This is a genomic window from Streptomyces sp. NPDC051563, assembly GCF_044454225.1.
GTDB lineage: Bacteria > Actinomycetota > Actinomycetes > Streptomycetales > Streptomycetaceae > Streptomyces.
This window is the reverse complement of sequence record NZ_JBITDL010000009.1, coordinates 219698-239688: the sequence shown is the minus strand read 5'-3', so window position 1 is coordinate 239688 and position 19991 is coordinate 219698. Positions and strand designations below refer to the sequence as shown.

The following is a 19991-nucleotide window of genomic DNA, read 5'->3' as shown; positions in this document are numbered from 1 at the left end:
GGACCCTCCGCGCGAGAACGGTCCCGGGAGCCGGACCTGATCAGGCGCTCTCGGCGGTGAACATCCAGTGGTGCTTCTCGAGTTCACCGGTGAGGGCGATCAGGATGTCCTGGGTCACCGGGTCCGGCTTGTCCGTGGCCGTGATGCGCTCCCGCATCCTGGTGATGACGGTTCCGAGGGCGTCGACGAGGATGCGCACGGCGTCCACGTCCCTGACCCAGCCCTCCGGTACGCCGGTGATCGCGCCGGCCGAGGCCACCGTGGCGGCTCGGCCGTCCGGGGTGATCCCGAGGGCGGAGGCACGCTCGGCGACCACGTCGGAGTGGGTGCGCGCCGCGGTGACGACCTCGTCCAGCTGGAGGTGCACGGAGCGGAAGCGGGGGCCGACCACGTTCCAGTGCACCTGCTTGGCGACGAGCGACAGGTCGACCAGGTCCACCAGGGCTCCCTGCAGCGCCTCACCGACGATCTTGGTGTCGGCTTCCGGGAGGGTGTTCTTTACGACGGACACGGCTGTGTCTCCATTCCTCGGTGTTGCTGGCTTCGAACTCCCTGCCGCCTACCCGGCGATTTGCTTGCAAACCAGGCCATTGGGTCCGTGTGGTCGGGGCTTACGGCCGCTGGACTCAGTGGCGCGGAGGTGGTCCAATGCCCGACCGCGTACAGCCCCCGGGTGCGGAGCGGCCCGATGCGGACACGCCCTCTGCGTCCATGCCCTAGGGGGTGTCTTGTCGATCAGGCCGGGCTCGCGGGGTCTGGCACCGCGCCTCGCCGCGTTGTCGTCACTCGCCGACGCTCCGCGTCGACTCCCTCCTCCGCCTTGCGATGCACGGCACCAGACCCCGCTCCCTGATCCGGCCTGATCGACAAGACACCCCCTAGGCGGCCGGCGCGCGCCGCACGACCAGTACGGCCCGGTCGTCGTCGTGCCGCGTGGCCCCCGCACAGGACATCAAGGCGTCCGCGATCTCCTCGACCGGCGCACCCCGGGACTCCTCCAGCGTCCTGCAGACCAGGGCCGTGCCGTCGTCGAGGCTCAGACGGGGCCCTTCCACGAGTCCGTCGGTGAGCAGGGCGAGGGTCTCGCCCCGGCCCAGGCGGCCCTCCGTCAGCGGGTACCTCGTGCCGTTCTGCACGCCCAGCGGGAGTCCGCCGGGCGTCTCGGGCGCCGATGTCCCGGTGGTCGTGCACAGGACGGGCATGACGTGCCCCGCCCGGGCCGACACCACCCGGCCGAGCGGATCGAGGAGCGCGTAGAGGCAGGTCGCGAAACCGGCCGCCCCCATCTGCAGCATGAGTTCGTTCGTCCGCTCCAGCACGCGGTCGGGCGAGGGGTCCTCCCAGGCGTAGGCGTGCATGGCGGTACGGACCTGCCCCATCAGCGCGGCCGCCTGGATGTTGTGGCCCTGGACGTCGCCGATGATGCAGGCGACCGAGCCGTCCGGCAGGGCTATCACGTCGTACCAGTCACCCCCCACCTCCAGACCCTCGTTGGCCGGCAGGTAGCGGGCGGCGATCTCGAAACCCTCGATGGCGGGCAGCTCGGCGGGGAGCATGTCCCGCTGGAGCGCTCCGGCCAGCTCCAGACGGGCCGTGCTCAGCCGGATCCGCTCCCAGGCCTGGCCCGCCAGCTCGGCGATCACCCCGAGGAGGGTGCCCTCCTGTTCCGTGACCCGGTGGGGGGCGTCGTAGGTGATGACCCACCCTCCCAGGGGCCTGCCGCGTTCGGCGGCGAACGGCACCATCAGGAAGGACTGTGCGGTCGTCGCGTCCAGCAGGCCGTGGGCCTTCGGCCAGGCGGCGCGGTAGGCCTCCCTGGAGCCGATCACCTCGGTGCGGCCGGTACGGATGGCATGGGCCAGGGGCTTGGGGGAGTCCAGGCTCATGCCGTGCAAGGAACGCGCCATGGCCGGGTCGATGCCCTCGCCGAACGTCACCCGGAGCCGCTCGTTCTCGACGAAGGCGAGCAGGGTGCCGGTTCCGGCGAAGGCGGGCGCCACCTTGTGCAGGATGGCGTCGGTGAGCTCCTCCTCCGTTTCGGCCCCTACGAACGCAGCCGCGAGTTCGCGTACCAGCCGGCTCTGCCGGGTGTGCTCCCGGGCCACGGCCCGCTCGTGCGCGGCGGCGTCCGTGCGGTCGGCGGTGGACCCGACGATCCGGCGCGTCCCGCCGAAGCCGATGCGCATGATGCGCGAGACCGAGTGCAGCGCGCGGTAGCCGCCTTCCCCGTCGGGATAGCGGAAGCAGATGCTGACCACCTCGCGCTCGCCCCGGCGCAGCGCCCAGAAGGCGTCTTCGACGTGGGCCGTGTCATCGGGGTGCAGCTGGTCCAGTACGTCCTGCAGGGGGAGCTCCCCGGCACCGCGGTGCCCGTTGTGCTCCAGCGAGTTCTCGACCCACCAGAACCGGTCGTGCTCCTCGTCGTAGGCCCAGACGGACTCACCCCGGAGCGCGGCCATCGCGTGCAGCATCGCCCAGCTGTCGGAGTCGGCGCAGGAGGACGGCTCCAGCTCGACCAGGGCCGCCGGACGCCCGTCGGGGCCGTCGACGGGCCGGGCGGACACCAGGCACAGCACGTCCTCGCCCCCGGTCCGCAGCAGCAGCGGGCTCCGGGTCGCCGGAGGACCGGCCACCGCCGTCCCCGTACCCGTACCCGTCCCCGTACCCGGCTGGTCCGCCGGACGCGACAGGGCGACGCCGAGCAGGAGCCGGGAGACCGACCCGGCATGGCCGGAGGGGGCGAGTGCGGCAAGGGGGAGTCCGACCAGCTCGGCAGGGTCCCTGCCGAGCAGGGCGGCTGCCCGCGGATCGGCGTCGAGGATCGGCCCGGCTTCCCCGGAGCCGCTGTCGAGGGCCACCAGGATGCGGCCGGGGCCGTCGGCAGCGGGCCGCGCGAGGGTGGGAGGAGCAGGTACTGCGGGCCGCAGGTTCATCTCGGGCGGTCCCCTCCAGGTAGATGGCACGACTTTCCAGCCAAGCGGAGGGGCCGGGATGCGGCTACGGGCCGGAGGTCGGTTCCGAGGGGACCGAAGGGTCGGTGCACCACGGTCGACAGCCCCGTGTACATCGCTACGAAACGGGCATGGGGCCCGCCGGAGCGCGCCGGAGCGCGCCGGGCTCCTACCCGGCCGACACGGGCCGCGACCGGCTGAGCGCGGGATCGCTGTGGCCGGCGGGGTCGGCCGAGACCACGATCACCTCGTCCTCGGAGCTCCAACGGTGGCGTGCGGCCTTGTGCGGGTTCAGCCGGAGGCCGTGATCCGGGGACATGGCGCGCCGCTCGTGCATCCGGTACCCGATGGCGCACTCCCCCCGTGCCCGGGCCGCGGCGACGACGGTGGCGAAGCTCGCCTCGCTGCCCGGGCGCACGTAGGTGCCCGCCGGGCAAAGCCGCACCGTGCTGCCGTCCGCGGAGAACAACTCGCCGAACACGGGCGCGAGGTGCCGGTTCTGGGTGATCTGCGCCATGAGGAGTCCCGACAGGTAGCCGCTGACGATGACGTCGGAGCCGGGATCGACCGGCGCCAAGGGCCGGTTGCGGTCATCGGTGAGTTCGGTGACCACGCGCAGCTTCCGGGCGGTGCTGTCTTCCAGGAGGCGTAATCCCAGCAGCGTGACGAGCGTCCAGTCGTCGGGGCGGTCGGGGCCCTCACCCGGCTCGGGGCCGAGGACCACCAGTCCGTCGTACCCGGAGAGGTCGAGGTCCAGCAGGGTCTCGGGGTGGGACAGGGGAGCGGACCGGAAGTGCACGGCGAGCGGCGGCGGATCCGGCACCTCGCGCTGCGGATCGCGGCGCGGATCCGGCACCTCGCCCTCCGGGTCGCGGCGCGGCTCCGGCACCTGCTCGCGCCGCGGCTCCCGGTTCTGCTCGTCTCCCGGTCCGGGCACCGTGAGGTCCGTGATCACGTCGAGTACGGACCCGGGCCTGGCCATCCGGCGCAGCTGTCCGACCACGAGGGGTGCACGGCGGTTCCACCCGAGCAGGAGCAGCCGCGAGGCCTTCTCCGGCGCGGGCGCGGCCGTACTGACCGCCGAGGGATCGACGAGGTGCTCGCAGTCCCCCGGCCGCGCAGAGTCCTCGTCGCGGGAGAGGACGATCAGGTGGCTGCCCGGTTCGACGGGGGTCTCGGCCGGCGGGTTCAGCACCGTACGGGCGTCCGCGGTGAGCAGTCCGATGACGCAGGACTCCGGGTAGCCCAGCAGCGCCGTGCCGAAGGAGCCGCCGTGGAAGGGGGCCGCATCGACGACGTGGAACTCGGATCCGGCGAAGTCGAGCAGGTCCCGCAGGACCAGGGACAGACCGGGGCGGCCCACGCACTGGGCGATCAGCCGGGCCGTGACGGTGTCGGTCCTCAGGACCGTTCCGCGCGGGCCGGCGGCGAGCCGCGCCGGTGCGTGGTACCTGTCTTCGCGTACGGCCGCCAGCACCGGCGGCCCCTCCGCGGCGGGGCCGAGGACCGCTCGCAGCGCCAGCAGGATCCGCAGCACCTCCGCGTCGGCCCCCGGTTCGTCCGAGGACAGCACCAGGACGGTGCTCGCCGTCTGCGGGCGGACCAGGGTGAGCACACCGGGGTCGCTCGCCGGCCCGCTCCGGCAGATCACGCGGGGTCGTCGTCCGCGGCCCGGGCCCATGCGCGCGGCGAGCGCCCGCTCCATCTCGGCCTTGTCCCGGTCGGCGAGCAGCACGATCGCCCTCGGACGGCCCTGAGACTGCGCCGCGGCCAGCTCGCTCACCACGGTGCCCGCCTGGTCCGACCAGCCGAGCACCACGATGTGGCCCTCCTCCAGGACGGTCGACCGCCCCCGGCTCAGCTCGGCCATCCGGTCGGCCAGCCCCGTGGTGATCACCCCGACCAGCGTCGAGACGCACAGCAGGGCCACCAGCCCGAGCAGGGCCGCGAGCATCATGCGCAGCGGTGTTCCGGTCACGGCGCCCAGGCGCAGCGTCTCGGCGCTGGTCCGCCATGCGGCGGTCAACCGGCCCGACAGCGAGCGCGGGGACCCGGGGTCCGTCCACACGAGCAGGGTGCTCACGGGGACGACCACGGCCAGGCAGGTGATCACCAGCCAGCCCATCAGGGTTCCGGTGCTGCGGGCCAGCGTCCGGTCGAACCGGTAGCCGGCCCGGTCCCGCAACGAGGCCCGCGGCCGCACTTCAGGTCGTCCCACGCCCATCCGGCGCCCCCGCTTCCGGCCCCGACCGCATCCCCCTGCACGGTCTCCACTTCCCTGAACAGTGCGGCGTGCGGGGCCGGACGATGCACGGTTCCGGATCCAATCCACCCTTTCGGGCGGCTCGTACGCCGTCCGGCGCGCGGGGGCGTGCGGACTAGGGAGCGTCCAACTGGGCCTGGCTGTGCGCGTAGAGAACGCGCTCGCACACGAGGCCCAGGCAGGGTGCGGACTTGCCGTCTTCGAGGGCATCGGCATTCACCGCCGGACCGTAGTGCTCGGAGACCGACCACAGGCGCTGCGCGCCGCGCTCGTAGTAGAGGTCCTCGGCGCCGGTGGCGGTCTTGATCGCGCTGCCGTTGGAGACCAGTACGCCGTTGCTCCACTTGTAACGCCACAGGTTTCCGGGGTCGTTGTGGCCGGCGCTCTGGTTCACGTACAGGCTGCCGCCGATCGCCAGGGCGCCCTGGGCGCCGCCGCCCGCCATCGGCAGGTAGTTGGCCCAGCCCTGCGCCGGTACCTCACCGGAGCGCTTCTCCAGGTCCTTGACGGGAAACGAGGCGATGCGCCCGGGCGAAGGGTAGCCGCTCTCCGGACGGCAGTACTCGCCCATGATCAGCCGGTCCGGGGTCGTGCTGCGGTCGAGCGACACGTAGGACGCCTTCGGAGCGCCGGTGCTGACGCACTTGAACGAACCCGCGGGATTGGACTGGTCGGCCTTGAACTTCCAGGCCGCCACCTGCGGCATCACGTAGCGGTAACCGAAGCTGTACCAGACGTTGTTCTGGCGGCCGATCTTCGTCTTGTCCTGGACGTTGGACGTGGTCTTCACGCCGTCGGTGTCCGCACCCATCGCGTCACCGGACTTGCCGTCCCCGTTGGGATCCAGGTCCATGATCTTCTCCATGTCGAAGATCCGGATGCCGTTGCGGGTGTCGGCGACGTAGAGGTAGTGGCCGTACCAGACCATGCCGCCGGCGTGCAGGCCGTTCTGCATGTCCTCGTTCGGGTCCGGCTTCGTCGAGCCTTCGGCGGAATGCACCCCGTCGAAGGAGATGTGGTGGGCGCCGTTCTCGTACGCCCAGCCCAGCAGTACGTGGCGGTACTTCACCGTGCCGTCGGCGCGGCGCTGCACGAAGGAGATGCGCACGCCCTTCTGGTTGCAGGCGTCGTTCGCCTCCAGCTCGTCGGGGTTGCAGTCGCCGACGTCGTTCCCGTTGCTGTCGCGGCCCGGGTCCCAGTTGTCGTAGGACGCGTAGAGCTGGATGTTCGTGTCGTTGCCGACGCCGTACTGCTCGCTGTCCGCGGCGTCGGAGACGCCGGTCATGGCCTGCGGGATCCACTCGCGGGAGGTCGAGTCGTCGTTCTCCAGGCACCACTTGAGAGCCGGCTTGGGTGCGGTGCCGAACGGATCGCGAGTGCACGAAGCGGTGTTGACGGTGCGGTTGGCCTCGGCGAGGAGCTTCGAGACGCCGGACGTGGGCAGTATGCCGTCGAGGCGTCCGACGCGGTCGGCGGTCGTCCCGTTCATGGCGCCGGGCTGCAGGGTGAAGTCCGCGGGATCGGCCTTGCCGCCCGGGCTCGTCCATCCCAGTGTCCCAACGGGCGCCGCACCGAGGTCCGTTGTCTGTGGATCCTGCTGCCACGATTCGGGCAGCGGGGGAGGGGTCTCCTCCGCGTGGACCGGGGCGGAGAGCCCGGTCAGGGCCAGCGCGACCGCGGTGGTGGCCGTCAGCCACCCCCGGCGTATTCGGGTGGGGAACGTGCGCCGGGACATGCGTGGGGACATGCGTATTGCCTCCGTTGTGGCTGCTGCGACAGCTGATGCGAACGAAGACTTTCAGGCCACCCGGAAGGAAGACAAGCGTGATCCGTGTGCCAACCACGTACACGGGCACCGGACATGCCCCGGCGCAGGGCATCAGAGGGCGCCCCGGTCCCCGTACCCGAGGACCGGGGCCGCCGGCCGTCCGCGCCGGGTCGGGCGGGTCAGACGGGTCGGGCGGGTCGTGTCGCGAAGCAGAAGAAGTGCTCCTCCGGCCCGGCGAGGGGGTCCGCGGGTACGAAGGACGACGTGCGGTGATGGAGCACTTCGAGGCCGGCCGCTGCCAGCTGCCGCAGGTGCTGCTCCGCGGACAGGCTGCTGACGGTCACCGGATGGCCCATCCACTCGATGTCCAGCCCCCGGATGTCTCCCGGGACCGTGGCCAGCACGAGGTACCCGCCCGGGGCGATCCAGGACGCCATCCGGTCGAGGGCGGCCGCGATGTCGGACTGGTCCATGACCAGGAGCGGGAAGAAGGAGCACACGGCGTCGAAGCCGGCCGCCGGCGGCACGTAGGTGCGCACGTCGGCCTGCTCGAAACGTGCCCCCGGAACCAGGGCGCGGGCCGTCTCGACCATGGCCGCCGAAACGTCGATCCCGGTCACCGCGTGCCCGGCACGCACGAGCACCTCCGCGGTGGGCCTGCCGGTGCCGCTGCCCACGTCCAGCACCCGGGCGCCGGCGGGCAGCCGCTCCACGAGCCAGTCCAGGGCCTCCACTTGCTCGGGCACCGAGCCGAACAGCTCCTCGTACCGCCCACCCAGCGCGTCGAACACCTCGGCCGCGCTCTTGCGTCGGGTCATGTCCCCTCCTCGTGTCGGCTGTTGCCACGCTACAGGCCGCTGTGACCCGGCACCCGGGCTCTTCCGCACGGGGCCCGCCGACCGGTCACGGCGATCAGGCGGCGTACACCCGGAACTCGGCGACCTGGCCGGCGGGCCAGCCCGAATTGGAGGTGAAGACCAGCCGCAGGTGGCGGGCGGAGGTGCCGGCGGGCAGGGCCAGGGTGACGGTGTTCCCGGTGGACGGGTCGAACGTACGGGCCGAGGCGCCGAGCAATTGACCGAAAGCGGCGCCGTCGGTGCTGCCCTGGACGGCGACCGTCTGCGTACGGGTCGCCCACGCGGTGGCCGGAGGGAGGGTGAGGACGATGCGGCGGACGCCGACGGAGGCGCCCAGGTCCACCTGGAGCCATTGGGGGAAGGCGTTGTTGGCGCTTTCCCAGTACGTCTTCGCCTGGCCGTCCACGGCGTTGCCCGATCCGTAGACCTGGGTGTGGCTGCTCTCGGAGGTCGGCCGGTTCAGGGCCAGGTCGGCGGTGGGGGAGCCGTCGGCCGCGGTGGTCGCGGTCACCTGCCCGGACGGCTGGGAGATGGAGCCCGCCGCGTCGAGGGCCTGCGCGTCGAAGGTGTAGGACGTCGAGGCGGTGAGCCCGGTCACCGTGAACGTGGTGGAGGACCCGGGGGCCGTGCCGATCGGGGTGGCGCCGGCGCCGGTGATCCGGCGGATCCGGTAGCCCGTCACGCCGACGTTGTCGGCGGAGGCCGTCCAGGCCAGGGTCACGGTGGTATCGGTCACGGCGCTCGCGCGCAGGCTGCCGGGGGCCGTCGGGGGGACCGTGTCCCCGCCGACGACCGGCGGGGTCGGGCGGACGGGGGTGAGGGGGATCTGCCCCTTCAGCATCCGGGCGCCGTCGCCCGTCAGCCGCAGGTAGTAGTCGGAGGAGCAGGCGGTCCCGTCCTCGTCGAGGGCGGCGAGGCCCGATCCCGTCGGCACCCACAGCTGGGACTCGGCGGTCTTGGCGATCTGGTTGCCCTCGTTGTACTCGTCGAACATGGAGATGTACGCACTGGGGACCCCGGCCCGCCCCATGTTGTAGAACTGCCGCCACATGAAGTCGCCGTGGGCACGCTGGCGTTCGGTCACCCCGCCGGGCAGGACGCACGGCTGGTAGTCGATTCCGTGGGCGCTGCATTCGGCGAGGTCGGGCACGGTCGCGACGGTGTAGAAGTTGTCGGCGTCCCCGGCGTTGCCGATCCGGCCGACCATCCACGGCGAGAGCATGTCGAAGGCGTGGTAGACCCCGGAGAAGCCGGGACGGGAGTCCCGGTCTCCCGTCCGCCACCAGGTCGGTACTCCGCCGATCACGTAACAGCCCTGCTGCTTGAACCAGCCGAGGACCTCCAGGCAGACCTCCGGGGTGAAGGGACGCTGGTTGTCGTTGAACCCGAAGCCCCAGAGGCACACCACGGGCTTGCCGTTCTGCCGGGCGTACGCGGACGAGCCGGTGTGGGCCCGCATCTTGTTCACCCAGTCGGCCTTGATGTCCGTCTGCATGGACGTCCAGTCGGAAACGTCGTACATCACGTAGAACTTGACGCCCTGGGACTCGGCCGCGCTGCGCACCTTCGCCGCCATCGCGTCGCGGGTCGGCCCCTCGCCGCCGGTGGGGTTGAAGCGCTGGAGCGCGGCGGTGTCGATGCCGTACTCCTTCATCCAGCGGAAGTGCACGTCGACGGTCGACTGGTCGTAGGAGGAGAACAGCGAAGCGGGCTGCCCGTTGCCCAGGTTCCCGAAGGCGGTGCGGTACGTGGCCGGGTAGTCGCGGACGTCGGGCCACGCCACGACGGCCCTGTTCGACGGGGACGGTGTCTGGCCCCAGTTCTGGGCCCAGTGCCACCAGCCGTTGATCGGGGCGCCGTCGCCGGCGCATGCGAACCAGCCCTGGTACCCCACGGTCACCTTGCCGACGACGTCACCGGGCGCGCTCGCCGCGCGCGCCCCGTCGGCGGGCGCGGTCCCGGCGGCTGCGGCGACTCCGGAGAATCCGGCAACTCCGGTGGCTCCGGCGGCTGTAGCGGCCTGCAGGACCGTACGACGCGTGACACCCATCTGGATCTCCTCCGACTGTTCGTCCCCCTTGACGCGGGAGAGCGTAGGGAGCCGCACATGGAGATGCAATAGAGAGGCATTCATTTGCAAAAACCAAGAAGAACCACGCAACAAAATGCACAGAGGGTCGGGCCCTCCTCCGCCTACGGGCGGAAGCCGTCGATCGCGAGGTCCAGGAGGCGGCCGACCTGGGCGGCGCCCGCCGGGCTGTCCGGCGTACGCCACAGGCAGCTGAGCAGCATGATGACGTCCACGGGGTCGATGCCGGGGCGCACCTCGCTGGCCTGCTCGGCGGCGTCGAGGAGGCGCTGGACGGCGGCGGTGACGGGGGGCCAGGAGGCGCTGACGACTTCCTGGGCGGCGGCGGAGTGCAGGGCTTCGCCGAGCCCGTGCTTGATGCGCACGTAGCCGGTGAGGGTGATGAACCAGCTGCGCAGGGCCTCCAGTGGGGGGTGGCCCGCCAGGGCGTCGGTCGCGGCGTCCGTGAGGCGGTCGATGCCCTGCCGGTGGACCTCGAGGATCAGGGCTTCGCGGGTCGGGAAGTGGCGGTAGAGCGTCCCCGGACCGACGCCCGCGCGCTTGGCGATCGAGTTGAGCGAGGCGTCCGGAGTCTCGGTGCGAAGAGGCAATTGGAGAGCTCTCCGGATCCCTTCCCTCCCACCCTAGGAGCCCCCGTGCGGTACATTCTCCCGCGCCCGGGTCTCCCTGGCCTGGCTGCGCCGCAACCCCGTCGTGGCCGCGCCGCTGGTCGGCGCCCGCACCATCGAGCAGATCGACGCCGCCGTGGCCTCCCTCGACCTCGACCTCACCGACGAGGAAGCCCGCCGCCTCGAAGCCCCGTACACCCCGCGCCACGACTTCCAGGGCGTATCCGACCCCGCCGAACTGGAACGCATCAAGGCCGCCATCCCCGGCTACGCCAACGTCTGACCACCGCGACCGGCCGGCGGGCGGGTGTCCGGCGACGCCCCGCGGGCTCACGGTCCCGCAGGGCCACGGTCCCGCAGTGCCGCCGTTCGCGGCGGAGCGGGAGTAGCGTTCTCGCCATGGACCTTCGCACCAAAGTTGAGCGCGCTCAACGACTCGCACAGCTGCACGCCGAGCACACGCCGCTCGTGCTGCCCACCGTCTGGGACGTCTGGTCGGCGAGGACGGCGGCCGACGCCGGATTCGCCGCGCTGACGATCGGCAGCCATCCGCTCGCCAATTCCCGGGGAGCCGAGGACCAGGAGGGGCAGACCTTCGAGGAGGTGCTCGCCGCGGTCAGGCCCATCATCGCGGCCGTCGACATCCCCGTGTCCGTGGACCTGGAGGCAGGGTACGGACAGGAGCCCGCGGATCTCATCGCCGGACTCGTCGAGGTCGGCGGCGTCGGACTCAACATCGAGGACACCGTCCACTCGGACGGCGGACGCCTGCGCACCACCCAGGAACACGCCCGCTACGTCACCGGCCTGCGGGCGGCTGCCGACGACGCCGGGATCCCGGTCTGGATCAACGGGCGCACCGATCTCTTCGCGCGGGCGGCGGACGCCGCGGGCGTCCTCGACGAGGCGATCGAGCGGCTGCGGGCCCTGGAGCAGGCCGGCGCCGACAGCGTCTATCCGGTGCGCATTCAGGACGACGACAAGCTGCTCGAAGCGGTGACCGGCGCCGTCGCCATTCCGGTGAACTCGACGGCCCACCCCGTCAAGCACGACCTCGAGCGCTTTCGCCGCCTGGGCGTCAGGCGGATCACCTACGGCCCGCTGCTGCAGCTCGCGATGACGGATGCGATGAAGGACATGCTCGGGCCGTGGGCCCCCTGAGCATCCTGGTGCGGCCGCCCCGGGCACCGCACCGAATCCTCGCCACGGCCGCGTGCCAGGGCCTGAATCCCGGGTAGGCGCACTGGGCAGGGCCGCAGGGGGTCTGGCACCCAGGCGGAGAAGACGAGCCCCACCGACATGCTGGAGACCTACCGATGACCACCCAACAGCCGCCCTACGTCCCGCATTCCGGCCACGACGCCGGCCCGCAAGGGTCATCGGTCGCCTTGACCGCGCACGTGAAGGCGGGCCCCGGAGGGGCGATGACGGACGAGGTGGGTGTCATCACCGGCGACGTCACCCTGACCACCGCCCCCGGCCCGGACGACACCGTCCGGTTCCGCATCCAGTACACCGGGGCGGACGAGTGGTACACCCTCACCGGCAGCCCCGTCCCCCTCCCGCCGGACGGCCTGGCCGCGTTGCACGAACGCACCGCCCAGGCCGTCCGGGCGGGCGGCGGGGCCGAGGTGCCCCGCAGCTAGTGCTGTGACCCGATGAACCTTTCCGGTCACCGCACTAGCGGTGGGACCGGCTGAACAGGTGTGCCTGCCGCACCCCGGCCCTGCGGAGTTCTTCCTTCACGATCCGCAGGGCCGTGCGGGCCATGTGCGGGTAGATCCCGTCCTTGCAGTCCATCCAGAGGCGGGGCACCGTGGCGTCGACGGCGACGAAGTTGGGGCTGTAGGGAGGGCAGAACTCGTCCCAGAGTTCCTCGGCCTCCTCCGGAGAGAGCTCGCGGCCGTCCTCGAACACGCGCACCAGCCGGGATTCCGCGGCGGTGAGTGCGGTCACCGCGGCGGCCGGCTCGTCCGACTCGACGGCGATCTCCCAGTTCTGGACCAGCGGATCGCCGTCGCCCGTAAGGATCCCGAACGCACCGGGATCGACCGTGATTCCGCCCGGCTCGCTCTCCGTGACCACGGCCCGCCGCATCCACTGCGCGGCCTCGTCGCCGTACAGACAGGCCTCCGTGACGCGCCAGAGCATCTGCGGGCCCGCACCGCGAACCGCCTCTTCGAACTGTTCCCGGGCGTGCTCCCACTGTCCTGACTCGCGGGCCAGACACCCCCGCCTGAACGCGGCCTCGGAAGGGTGGTCTGCGGACGGCGGAAGGGCTTCGGTATCCATGGCTCTTCTCTATCAGCGGGTACCGGCATGCCGTCACCGGTTTCCGGGAAGCCCCACGCCGTGGTGCGCGGACGTCAGCCCTGGCAGAGGCCGCGGGTGTGGTCGTACGTTGCGGTGGCCCGGGAGTAGCGCCACTGCGGGTCCAGCAGCTCGCTCTTCAGCTGTGCGGCCGCGGCCGGGCTCTCGATGACGTAGCCGAAGTCCTGCAGCCAGGAGGGGTAGAGGTTCTTGGAGCCGATGTAGAAGGCCGCGCCGTCCACCGAGACGAGCTTGTGGTGCTGGGCGTACGGCTTGCCGTCGGCCCAGGCCGGCAGGTCGGAGGCCCGGAACGTGGCCAGCTGGAGGTTCTCGCACAGGGCCGTCCGGGCCCGGGCGCCGTCTCCGGTCAAGGCCGTGACCCGGCCGCGCAGGGCGTCGCTCACCTCGGACAGCGACTTGATCTGTGAGTAGCCGCCGCTGCCGATCGTGCCGCGGTTCGCCGGATCGCTCACCACGATGCGGACCTTCACACCGGAGACGAGCTTCGCGGCGAGGGCGTCGTAGAGGCGGACGTCGTAGCGGGGCAGCGGCGGGCAGGTGGCGTGCACGTCCTGCTGGGAGATCTCGATGTGCGAGCTCGCGCTGGAGACGAGGGCGCGCAGCGCGCTCTCCTCCGGGTTGACCGTGTCGTAGTCCCGGTCGGCGTTGGTGTAGTCGTGCAGACCGATCCCGCACTTGGTGTCGCCGGCCGTCGGCAGCACCGGGCGGAAGGAGGAGGCGGGGTCGTTCTGGCGGATGCCCACACCGAGTCCGCCGACGGCGAGCGCGGGTACGTCGCCCACGCCCTGCGGCGAGGCGGGCCGGGGCAGGGCGGGCATGCAGTCCGCGCCGGGCGAGGCGGCGAACCACACCGCGCTCCAACTGGTCTTGTTCCGGCAGGTCCAGTCCCAGAGGGAGTCGAGGTAGCGGCCGGCCGAGCCCGCCGCGGGCCCGGAGAGCGCGAGGTCGACGTCGTTCACCGGGTGGGTGGTGTCCAGGTAGTCGTCCTTCCAGCTGTTGATGCCGCCCGTGATGACCGAACTGCTGTCCACCACGACGAGCTTGGAGTGGTTCCAGGAGAAGGCGGTCTTCGAGGTGGTCATCGAGGCCACGTTGAGCGTGATGCCGGCCGCGGCGGCCGGGCCGAGCTTCGTGAGCAGCTCGTCCCGGTAGGACGACGGGATCACCGTGGAGTGGTAGAGGGGCGCGGCGCCCACCAGGATGCGCACCGTCAGCCGGTTGCCCTTCCCCACCGATTCCCTGAGGCCGGCGACGATCGCGTCCTGGAAACCCCCGTTGGGGAAGGGGGCCAGTGTCGATATGTCCACCGTCTGGCGGGCATCGGCTATGTCCTGGCGGGTCTTCTCCAGAAGACGGCGCGATCCGGGCCGGTCGGCGCACGTGGCGTCGCCCCAGCAGCCGGGCGTCTGGAGCAGCCAGTCGCCGCTCCCCGGCGCGGACGAGCCGAGGCGGTTGCCGGAGGTGCGCTCCCACACCGAGCCCTCCAGGCCCGGCGAGACCTGGCGCAAGGTCTGCTCGACGGAGTCCAGGTGGGGCGTGGGCGCGTCGGCGGCGGACGCGGGGGCGGCGGCGCCGAAGAGGGAGAGGGCAAATGTGAGGGCGGACGTCGAGACGAGGGAGGTCGTCCGGGCGGTGCGTGCCAATGTGGTTCCTTGAGCGAGGGGTGGGCGGCGCGGGCCGGAGCATGGCCGGCCGTGGCCGCGAGCATGATCAACTCGCGCAAGTTACCAGTTGGTAGACAACTGCTCCGCGACCTCGGTCGAGTTCCGGCCACCCGCCCGCGGGCACCCTGCGGCGCGCCCCGTTCGTCAGCCGGTGCCGATCACGAGGTCGGCGCGGTGGCGGCCGCGCGCGACGAGGAGGGCGTTGGGTTCGTCCGAGCGGGCGACCCAGGCGCGGGCCGACTCAGGGTCCTTGCCGTGGCGGACGTGCCGGTCGACGAGGCGCCGCACGCGCAGGCCGTCGTCGGGCGCCACGTACCAGGCCTGGTCCAGGAGCGACCTGACGGGCGCCCATTGCGGCGCGTCGTGGAGCAGGTAGTTCCCCTCGGTGATCACCAGGGGCACGCCCGGGCCGACGGCGATGCTGCCCGCGATGGGCTCCTCGAGCGAGCGGTCGAAGGCCGGTGCGTAGACGGTGCGTTCCCCGGGCGCCCGCAGCCTTTGGAGCAGGCAGATGTATCCGGCACTGTCGAACGTGTCCGGAGCGCCCTTGCGCTCGGCCCGCCCGAGCCTGTCCAGCTCGCCCTGCGCGAGGTGGAACCCGTCCATGGGCACCACCACGGCACGCTCCGGCCCGAGCGCGTCCGCGATCACCGCCGCCAGGGTCGACTTCCCCGCACCGGGAGGCCCGGCGATGCCAAGGATCCGCCGGGTCCCCGGCTCGGCCAGTCCGGCCGCCCGCGCGATCAACTCCGAAGTCTGCACCCGGTCATCCTGCCCGAGCGCCGGCCAGGGGGCAGCCGCGACCGTGCGGAGGGGGCCGCTCCGTACGCGGGCCGAGCGGCTTTCGTCCCCGGCCCGTGGACCGGCCTCAAAGCCCCGCACCTGCGCGGCCCCCCGGTGAGACGGCAGGGTGGCCGGCTACGCCGGTCCGGACCGCCCGCCTGTCACCTGCAGTTCCCCGCCGGTGAACACGCCCTCGAAACCATCGCCGTGGAAGCGCGGCGAGATCTGGTGGTAGCGCAGGTTGCCCGCGCTGATGTCCTCCAGGCGGTCGCAGTACTCGGCGGCTCCGGGCGTGCGCGCCCAGCGCGAGCGCAGGGCCACGTACCGCCGTTCCGTTTCCTCTATCGCGCCGACGAGTCTGTCCAGGGCTTCCTGTATGCCCGGGCCGTGCATGTGCTGCAGCACCGAGACTGCCTGGACGTGCGGCTTCTTCCCGTTCCTGTCGTTCCATTCCTTCCGGAAGGAGTACAGGTCGTTGACGAGGCAGCAGTGATGAGCGGTGAGCAGGTCGAGCTGCCCCCGCTCGGCGGACTCCCATTCCTCCGCGGAGAGGCTCCGCTCCATCAGCGCGGGAAGGGTCGCGGTGAACAGCGGGACGCCGAAGTTGACGTGCCGGTACTCCAGGTACTCGCCCCACCCCATGCGCGGGGAGCGGATCACGTGGGCCTCCTGGTACTGGGCTTGCGCCATGTAGGCGATGCGCCGCAGGAAGTACCGGGCCAGCGGCTCCGGGAGCGTCTCGGCGATCGTCATGGCAGCCGTCAGGTTGTACCGGGGCAGCCCTTCACCCCAGTCGCCGGCGGCGAAGACGTCGTCGGCGTGCGACTGTTGGAAGAGCAGCGTGACCGTACGTTCCCACAGCCGTTCGGCGCTGCCGGCGCCGCTCGTCCCGTACAGGGCCTCCTGCTTGTTCTCCATGACCGTGTACAGCGCGTTGAAGCGGCACCACCGGGTCAGCAGCTCGGCGTCCACATCGGGGAAGCACAGCGCGGCCCACGTGGTGTAGTTGTCGGCATGCACCGGCGCCGGCACCCGCGGGTCGTCGCTGAACAGCGCGAACGCCCACGCGTTCGCCTCGGCGTCCATCTCGGGGGAGTGGTGGGGGTTGATGCGCCAGCGAAAGCTGGTCCGCACCGGGGGGATGGTGAACGTCTGGATGTGCATCGCTTTCCTTCTTGACGCCGATCTCCACCAAGAGCTTCCCCACGGGGCGCACGGCTCACCCGTGACACGGCGCGGGGGAGTCGGCATGACGAAACCCGGAGGCGACCGCCTCCGGGTTTCGTCATGCCGCGCGGTGAGCGGTCAGTCTGTCAGGTAAGCCCGCAGGACCGTGACTTCGGACTTGTTGCCCGCGGTGTCGACCACCGTGCCGCGCAGGGAGGCGTGGCCGCCGGCCGGCGGGGTCTGCGTGGTGACCGCCCCGTCCTGTACCGGCAGGGTCTGCCAGGTGTAGCCGTCGTCGTAGGAGACGGACACCGTCAGGGACTTCAGTCCCTTGCCGGCCGCCGGGCCCTGGACGGTGACGGGAACGCGGAGCGGGTGGCCCGCGTTGACGGTCCCGTCCAGACGGGTCGCAGGCGCGAACCGGACGACAGAGGCGGGCAGTTGCGCCGCAGTGCCGGCCGCGGTGGTTCCGGAGCGGAACCACCAGGTGGCGGTCACCTTCGACGAGGTGCGGCTGACGGTCTCGGACTGGGTGACAGAGGCCACGATCTTGTAGGAGGCCTCACCGGACGCGACGGTGATGGGATCGGCATCGCGGAGTTCGGCAGCCTGGTTCCCGACGACGACCCCGTTGCGGTACAGCACGGTCCTTCCCTTGGCGTGGAAGCCGGCGCCGTCGTGCCCGGCGCCGTCCGCGAGCAGCGGCAGCGTGCCCCACAGCCGGTCGCCCTCGCGGTAGAGGCCGAGTCCCGCCGCGGTGTCCACCCGGGGACCGGCGGCCGCCGTGTTGAAGCGTTCCTGGTGGGTGCGACCGCCCGCGTAGGCGCGTTCGACGGCGTACGAGGTCTCCGCGACCTGATAGCCGTCCCCGTCCACGCCGAACTGGGAGGCGGACAGCGCCCACTTCACGCCGTCGAGGGAGGAGAGGTACAGCGTCACCGTGTTCGGCAGGAGCCGCGGCTGCCACATGGAACTCGGCCCCTCGTTGCCCGGAAGCCGCCCGACCGCTCGTACGACGCCTTCCTTGTCCGAGGCCGACGAGCCGTGGTCGACCGTCACGGTGGCCAGGTCGGAGGCCTTCAGATGCCGGGTGTACCCGGTGGCCGGCCTCCGCACCGGGCCGCCGAGCGTGGTGTGGTACTCGTCCGTTTCGGACACCGCGTGCTTGTCCCACCGCTGGGTCAGGCTGGTTCCGGCGGCCGGCTCGGGCCCCTGGCCGTGGGTGCGCAGGGGGATTGCGGCGTAGAGCCACCAGCCGAAGGTGTAGCCGACACCGCCGACGCGCAGCTCGTAGCTGGGGGTGAGGAACCCGACGACGGCCGGGTCCGAGGGCACCGTGATGTCCACCGGCTTCGTGGTGCGGGCATCGACCGTGACCGTGGTGTCGCGGGTGATGTCGAGGCGGGGCTGGGAGATCCAGTCGAGGCCTTCCTCGGTGTTCTCCGGGTCCGCCCAGAGGTGCGAGTCGAGCATGTAGCTGCCCTTGGGAACGCGGACGGTCTGGGACTCGGAGCCCTCGTGGTTGTTGAATCTGCGGCCGGCGGCCGGTCCGCTCACGCCCTGCAGGTCGCTGAAGTAGCTTGCCGGCCGCTTGCCGTCCCGGCCGATGTGGCGGATGGTCAGCGCGTACGACTCGACCTCGCGATCGGCGACGATCGCCGTACGGACGCTCTGCCCGGCCGAGCTCGCCACCGCCTGCCCGGTGTACCGGCCGTTGACGGAGCCGCCGAGCCGGGTGTTCAGGGTGAGGTCCACCGACGCGGTCGTGCCGGCGGGGACGGTGATGCTCGGCCGGGCGAAGGCGAGGAAGCCGGTCGGGGCGGGTTTCCCGTCGGGGCCGGTGGCCGTGGCGGACAGCTTCAGGGTGACCGGAGCGGTGCCCAGATTGCGGTAGGTGACCTTGCGGGTGACGAGGGCGTCGTCCTCGTGCGGCCACAGCGCGTTGGCGAAGGCCACCGCACCCGGTTCGGCGACCACGGACTGGCCGAGCGCACGGCCGGCCGAGATGCGGCCGGTGCCCTGCTGGAAGGCGGTGTAGGGGCCGGGCTCGGCGGAGCCGGTGAGGATGCCCTTGATCTGGGCGCCGGTCCACGTCGGGTGCTGCTGCTTGAGCAGGGCGGCGGCGCCGGCCGCGTGCGGCGTGGCCATGGAGGTGCCCGAGAGGGTGAGGTAGCCCGCCGGGTTCTGGCCGACCTTGCGTTCGATGGCGCTGCCGACGGCGGCGGCCGCGGTGATGCCCACGCCCGGGGCCGTGACGTCGGGTTTGACGGCGCCGTCGTCTGCGCGGGGGCCGGTGCCGGAGAAGTCGGCGAGGACGTCGGCCTTGTCGACGGCGCCCACGGTGAGCGCGGCGTCGGCGCTGCCGGGGGAGTCGATCGTGCCCGGCCCGGACTTCCCGTCGTTGCCGGCGGCGACGGCGAAGAGGATGCCCTTGTCGGCGGAGAGCTGGTTCACGGCGGCTTCGACCGGGTCGACCCCGGGCGCGTCGGGCCCGCCGAGGCTCAGGTTGACGACCTGGGCGCCCTGCGCGGCGGCCCACTCGATGCCGGCGAGGATCCCGGAGTCGCTGCCGAAGCCGTCGTCGCCCAGCACCTTGCCGTTGAGCAGCTTGGCCCCCGGTGCGACGCCCTTGTACTTCCCTCCCGACTTGGCCCCCGTACCGGCCGCGATGGAAGCGACGTGGGTGCCGTGGCCGTAGCGGTCCGCGGTGCTGCCGGATTCGGAGAAGTCCGCCGCGGCGACCACCCGGCCGGCGAGGTCGGGATGGCCTGTGTCGATGCCGGTGTCGAGGATGGCGATCTTCACGCCGGTGCCGTCGTAGCCGGCGGCCCAGGCCTTGTCGGCGCCGATCTGACGCGTGCTCCTGTCCAGGGTGGCGGCGCGGATGCCGTCGAGCCAGACGGAGGCGATGCCGGAGGGGGCGGCCAGGGCGGCAGCGCCGCCCCGGCCGCCGGTGAGCCCGTTCCAGAGCGCGGCGGCGCTCGTCGGGGTGGCGGTGACGGCCTCGGCGTCGAGCAGGCCGTACGTACGGTCCACGCGCGGGCCGCCCGCGGAACGCAGGGCCGATCTGGCGGCCGGGGCGGAGCCGTCGTAGCGGACGATCAGCTTCAACTGGTCGCCGCGGGCCTTGCGGTACTCGGGGCGGGACAGTTCGGTGAGGTCGAAGAGGCGGGGATCGAGCCGGCCGGACTCGATCAGGTGCCGGGCGTCGAGCGGGACGAGGCTGCTGCCGCCCTGGTCCCGGCGGACCGAAACGGGTATCTTCTCCCGGCCCTTGGCCGGGGTGAAGCCGACCGGGCGGCCTTCGGAGTCCACGGTGACCTGGTCCCCCGTGATCAAGGTCAGCTCCGTGAACCCCTGCCCGGCGGAGAGCGGTTGATCCGCTTTGAAGCCGGAGCCGACGGTCATGGTTGCGGCGGCGACGGGTGTGGTGAGACCCGCCGCGAGCGCGAGGGCGGCGACGGCTGCCGAGGCGGCCGCCCCCGATCTCCGCATACGAGGTGTGCGCAC

General features: G+C 71.9%; 14 protein-coding genes and 1 pseudogene. 3 read left to right on the top strand and 12 right to left on the bottom strand.

Annotated features, from left to right (window positions below):
• Positions 1-40: 40 nt before the first annotated feature.
• The 7 genes from ACIA8F_RS13600 to ACIA8F_RS13570 form a co-directional block, all read right to left on the bottom strand.
• The gene (locus ACIA8F_RS13600; protein ID WP_399378483.1) at positions 41-511 is read right to left on the bottom strand and encodes a Dps family protein; all 471 of its coding nucleotides are present in this window, start codon (positions 509-511) and stop codon (positions 41-43) included.
• 367 nt (positions 512-878) lie between these two features.
• On the bottom strand, positions 879-2933 hold the full coding sequence (locus ACIA8F_RS13595; protein ID WP_399378482.1) for a SpoIIE family protein phosphatase: 2055 nt from the start codon (positions 2931-2933) through the stop codon (positions 879-881).
• 187 nt (positions 2934-3120) lie between these two features.
• Positions 3121-5175, bottom strand: a complete 2055-nt coding sequence (locus tag ACIA8F_RS13590; protein WP_399378481.1) for an NAD-binding lipoprotein — start codon at positions 5173-5175, stop codon at positions 3121-3123.
• Between the two features lie 154 nt (positions 5176-5329).
• A complete protein-coding gene (locus ACIA8F_RS13585; RefSeq protein ID WP_399378480.1) occupies positions 5330-6961 on the bottom strand; it encodes a hypothetical protein in 1632 nt (543 codons plus the stop codon).
• 200 nt (positions 6962-7161) lie between these two features.
• Entirely contained in the window at positions 7162-7800 is a 639-nt protein-coding gene (locus ACIA8F_RS13580) for a class I SAM-dependent methyltransferase (RefSeq protein WP_399378479.1), read from the bottom strand.
• 94 nt (positions 7801-7894) lie between these two features.
• Positions 7895-9889 (bottom strand): discoidin domain-containing protein, encoded by a 1995-nt coding sequence (locus ACIA8F_RS13575; RefSeq protein ID WP_399378478.1) that lies wholly within the window; start codon positions 9887-9889, stop codon positions 7895-7897.
• Between the two features lie 143 nt (positions 9890-10032).
• Positions 10033-10518 (bottom strand): TetR/AcrR family transcriptional regulator, encoded by a 486-nt coding sequence (locus tag ACIA8F_RS13570; RefSeq protein WP_399378477.1) that lies wholly within the window; start codon positions 10516-10518, stop codon positions 10033-10035.
• 58 nt (positions 10519-10576) lie between these two features.
• Here ACIA8F_RS13570 and ACIA8F_RS13565 point away from each other — a divergent pair.
• From ACIA8F_RS13565 to ACIA8F_RS13555, 3 genes and pseudogenes are all read left to right on the top strand, one after another.
• Positions 10577-10819, top strand: a pseudogene (locus ACIA8F_RS13565) (aldo/keto reductase); the annotation flags it as partial.
• A gap of 116 nt (positions 10820-10935) precedes the next feature.
• Entirely contained in the window at positions 10936-11697 is a 762-nt protein-coding gene (locus ACIA8F_RS13560; RefSeq protein ID WP_399378476.1) for an isocitrate lyase/PEP mutase family protein, read from the top strand.
• A gap of 155 nt (positions 11698-11852) precedes the next feature.
• Positions 11853-12182 carry a hypothetical protein gene (locus tag ACIA8F_RS13555; RefSeq protein ID WP_399378475.1) on the top strand — a complete coding sequence of 110 codons (330 nt, stop codon included), beginning with the start codon at positions 11853-11855 and terminating at the stop codon, positions 12180-12182.
• A gap of 34 nt (positions 12183-12216) precedes the next feature.
• Here ACIA8F_RS13555 and ACIA8F_RS13550 read toward each other — a convergent pair whose 3' ends face one another.
• The 5 genes from ACIA8F_RS13550 to ACIA8F_RS13530 form a co-directional block, all read right to left on the bottom strand.
• Positions 12217-12828: a tetratricopeptide repeat protein gene (locus ACIA8F_RS13550; RefSeq protein WP_399378474.1), complete on the bottom strand. Its 612-nt coding sequence runs from the start codon at positions 12826-12828 to the stop codon at positions 12217-12219.
• 74 nt (positions 12829-12902) lie between these two features.
• Positions 12903-14510, bottom strand: coding sequence for a phospholipase (locus ACIA8F_RS13545; protein WP_399378473.1), 1608 nt, complete (start codon positions 14508-14510; stop codon positions 12903-12905).
• 165 nt (positions 14511-14675) lie between these two features.
• Complete coding sequence (locus ACIA8F_RS13540) at positions 14676-15293, bottom strand: nucleoside/nucleotide kinase family protein (protein ID WP_399378472.1); 618 nt, start codon at positions 15291-15293, stop codon at positions 14676-14678.
• A gap of 156 nt (positions 15294-15449) precedes the next feature.
• Entirely contained in the window at positions 15450-16478 is a 1029-nt protein-coding gene (locus ACIA8F_RS13535) for a terpene synthase family protein (RefSeq protein WP_399378471.1), read from the bottom strand.
• Between the two features lie 141 nt (positions 16479-16619).
• Positions 16620-19991: a S8 family peptidase gene (locus tag ACIA8F_RS13530; RefSeq protein ID WP_399378470.1), complete on the bottom strand. Its 3372-nt coding sequence runs from the start codon at positions 19989-19991 to the stop codon at positions 16620-16622.

Bases quoted from the DNA above. Each gene is read 5' to 3' on its own strand.
- ACIA8F_RS13595 (WP_399378482.1), bottom strand. From the start codon at position 2,933: ATGAACCTGCGGCCCGCAGTACCTGCTCCTCCCACCCTCGCGCGGCCC.
- ACIA8F_RS13590 (WP_399378481.1), bottom strand. From the start codon at position 5,175: ATGGGCGTGGGACGACCTGAAGTGCGGCCGCGGGCCTCGTTGCGGGAC.
- ACIA8F_RS13585 (WP_399378480.1), bottom strand. From the start codon at position 6,961: ATGTCCCCACGCATGTCCCGGCGCACGTTCCCCACCCGAATACGCCGG.
- ACIA8F_RS13580 (WP_399378479.1), bottom strand. From the start codon at position 7,800: ATGACCCGACGCAAGAGCGCGGCCGAGGTGTTCGACGCGCTGGGTGGG.
- ACIA8F_RS13575 (WP_399378478.1), bottom strand. From the start codon at position 9,889: ATGGGTGTCACGCGTCGTACGGTCCTGCAGGCCGCTACAGCCGCCGGA.
- ACIA8F_RS13560 (WP_399378476.1), top strand. From the start codon at position 10,936: ATGGACCTTCGCACCAAAGTTGAGCGCGCTCAACGACTCGCACAGCTG.
- ACIA8F_RS13555 (WP_399378475.1), top strand. From the start codon at position 11,853: ATGACCACCCAACAGCCGCCCTACGTCCCGCATTCCGGCCACGACGCC.
- ACIA8F_RS13550 (WP_399378474.1), bottom strand. From the start codon at position 12,828: ATGGATACCGAAGCCCTTCCGCCGTCCGCAGACCACCCTTCCGAGGCC.
- ACIA8F_RS13535 (WP_399378471.1), bottom strand. From the start codon at position 16,478: ATGCACATCCAGACGTTCACCATCCCCCCGGTGCGGACCAGCTTTCGC.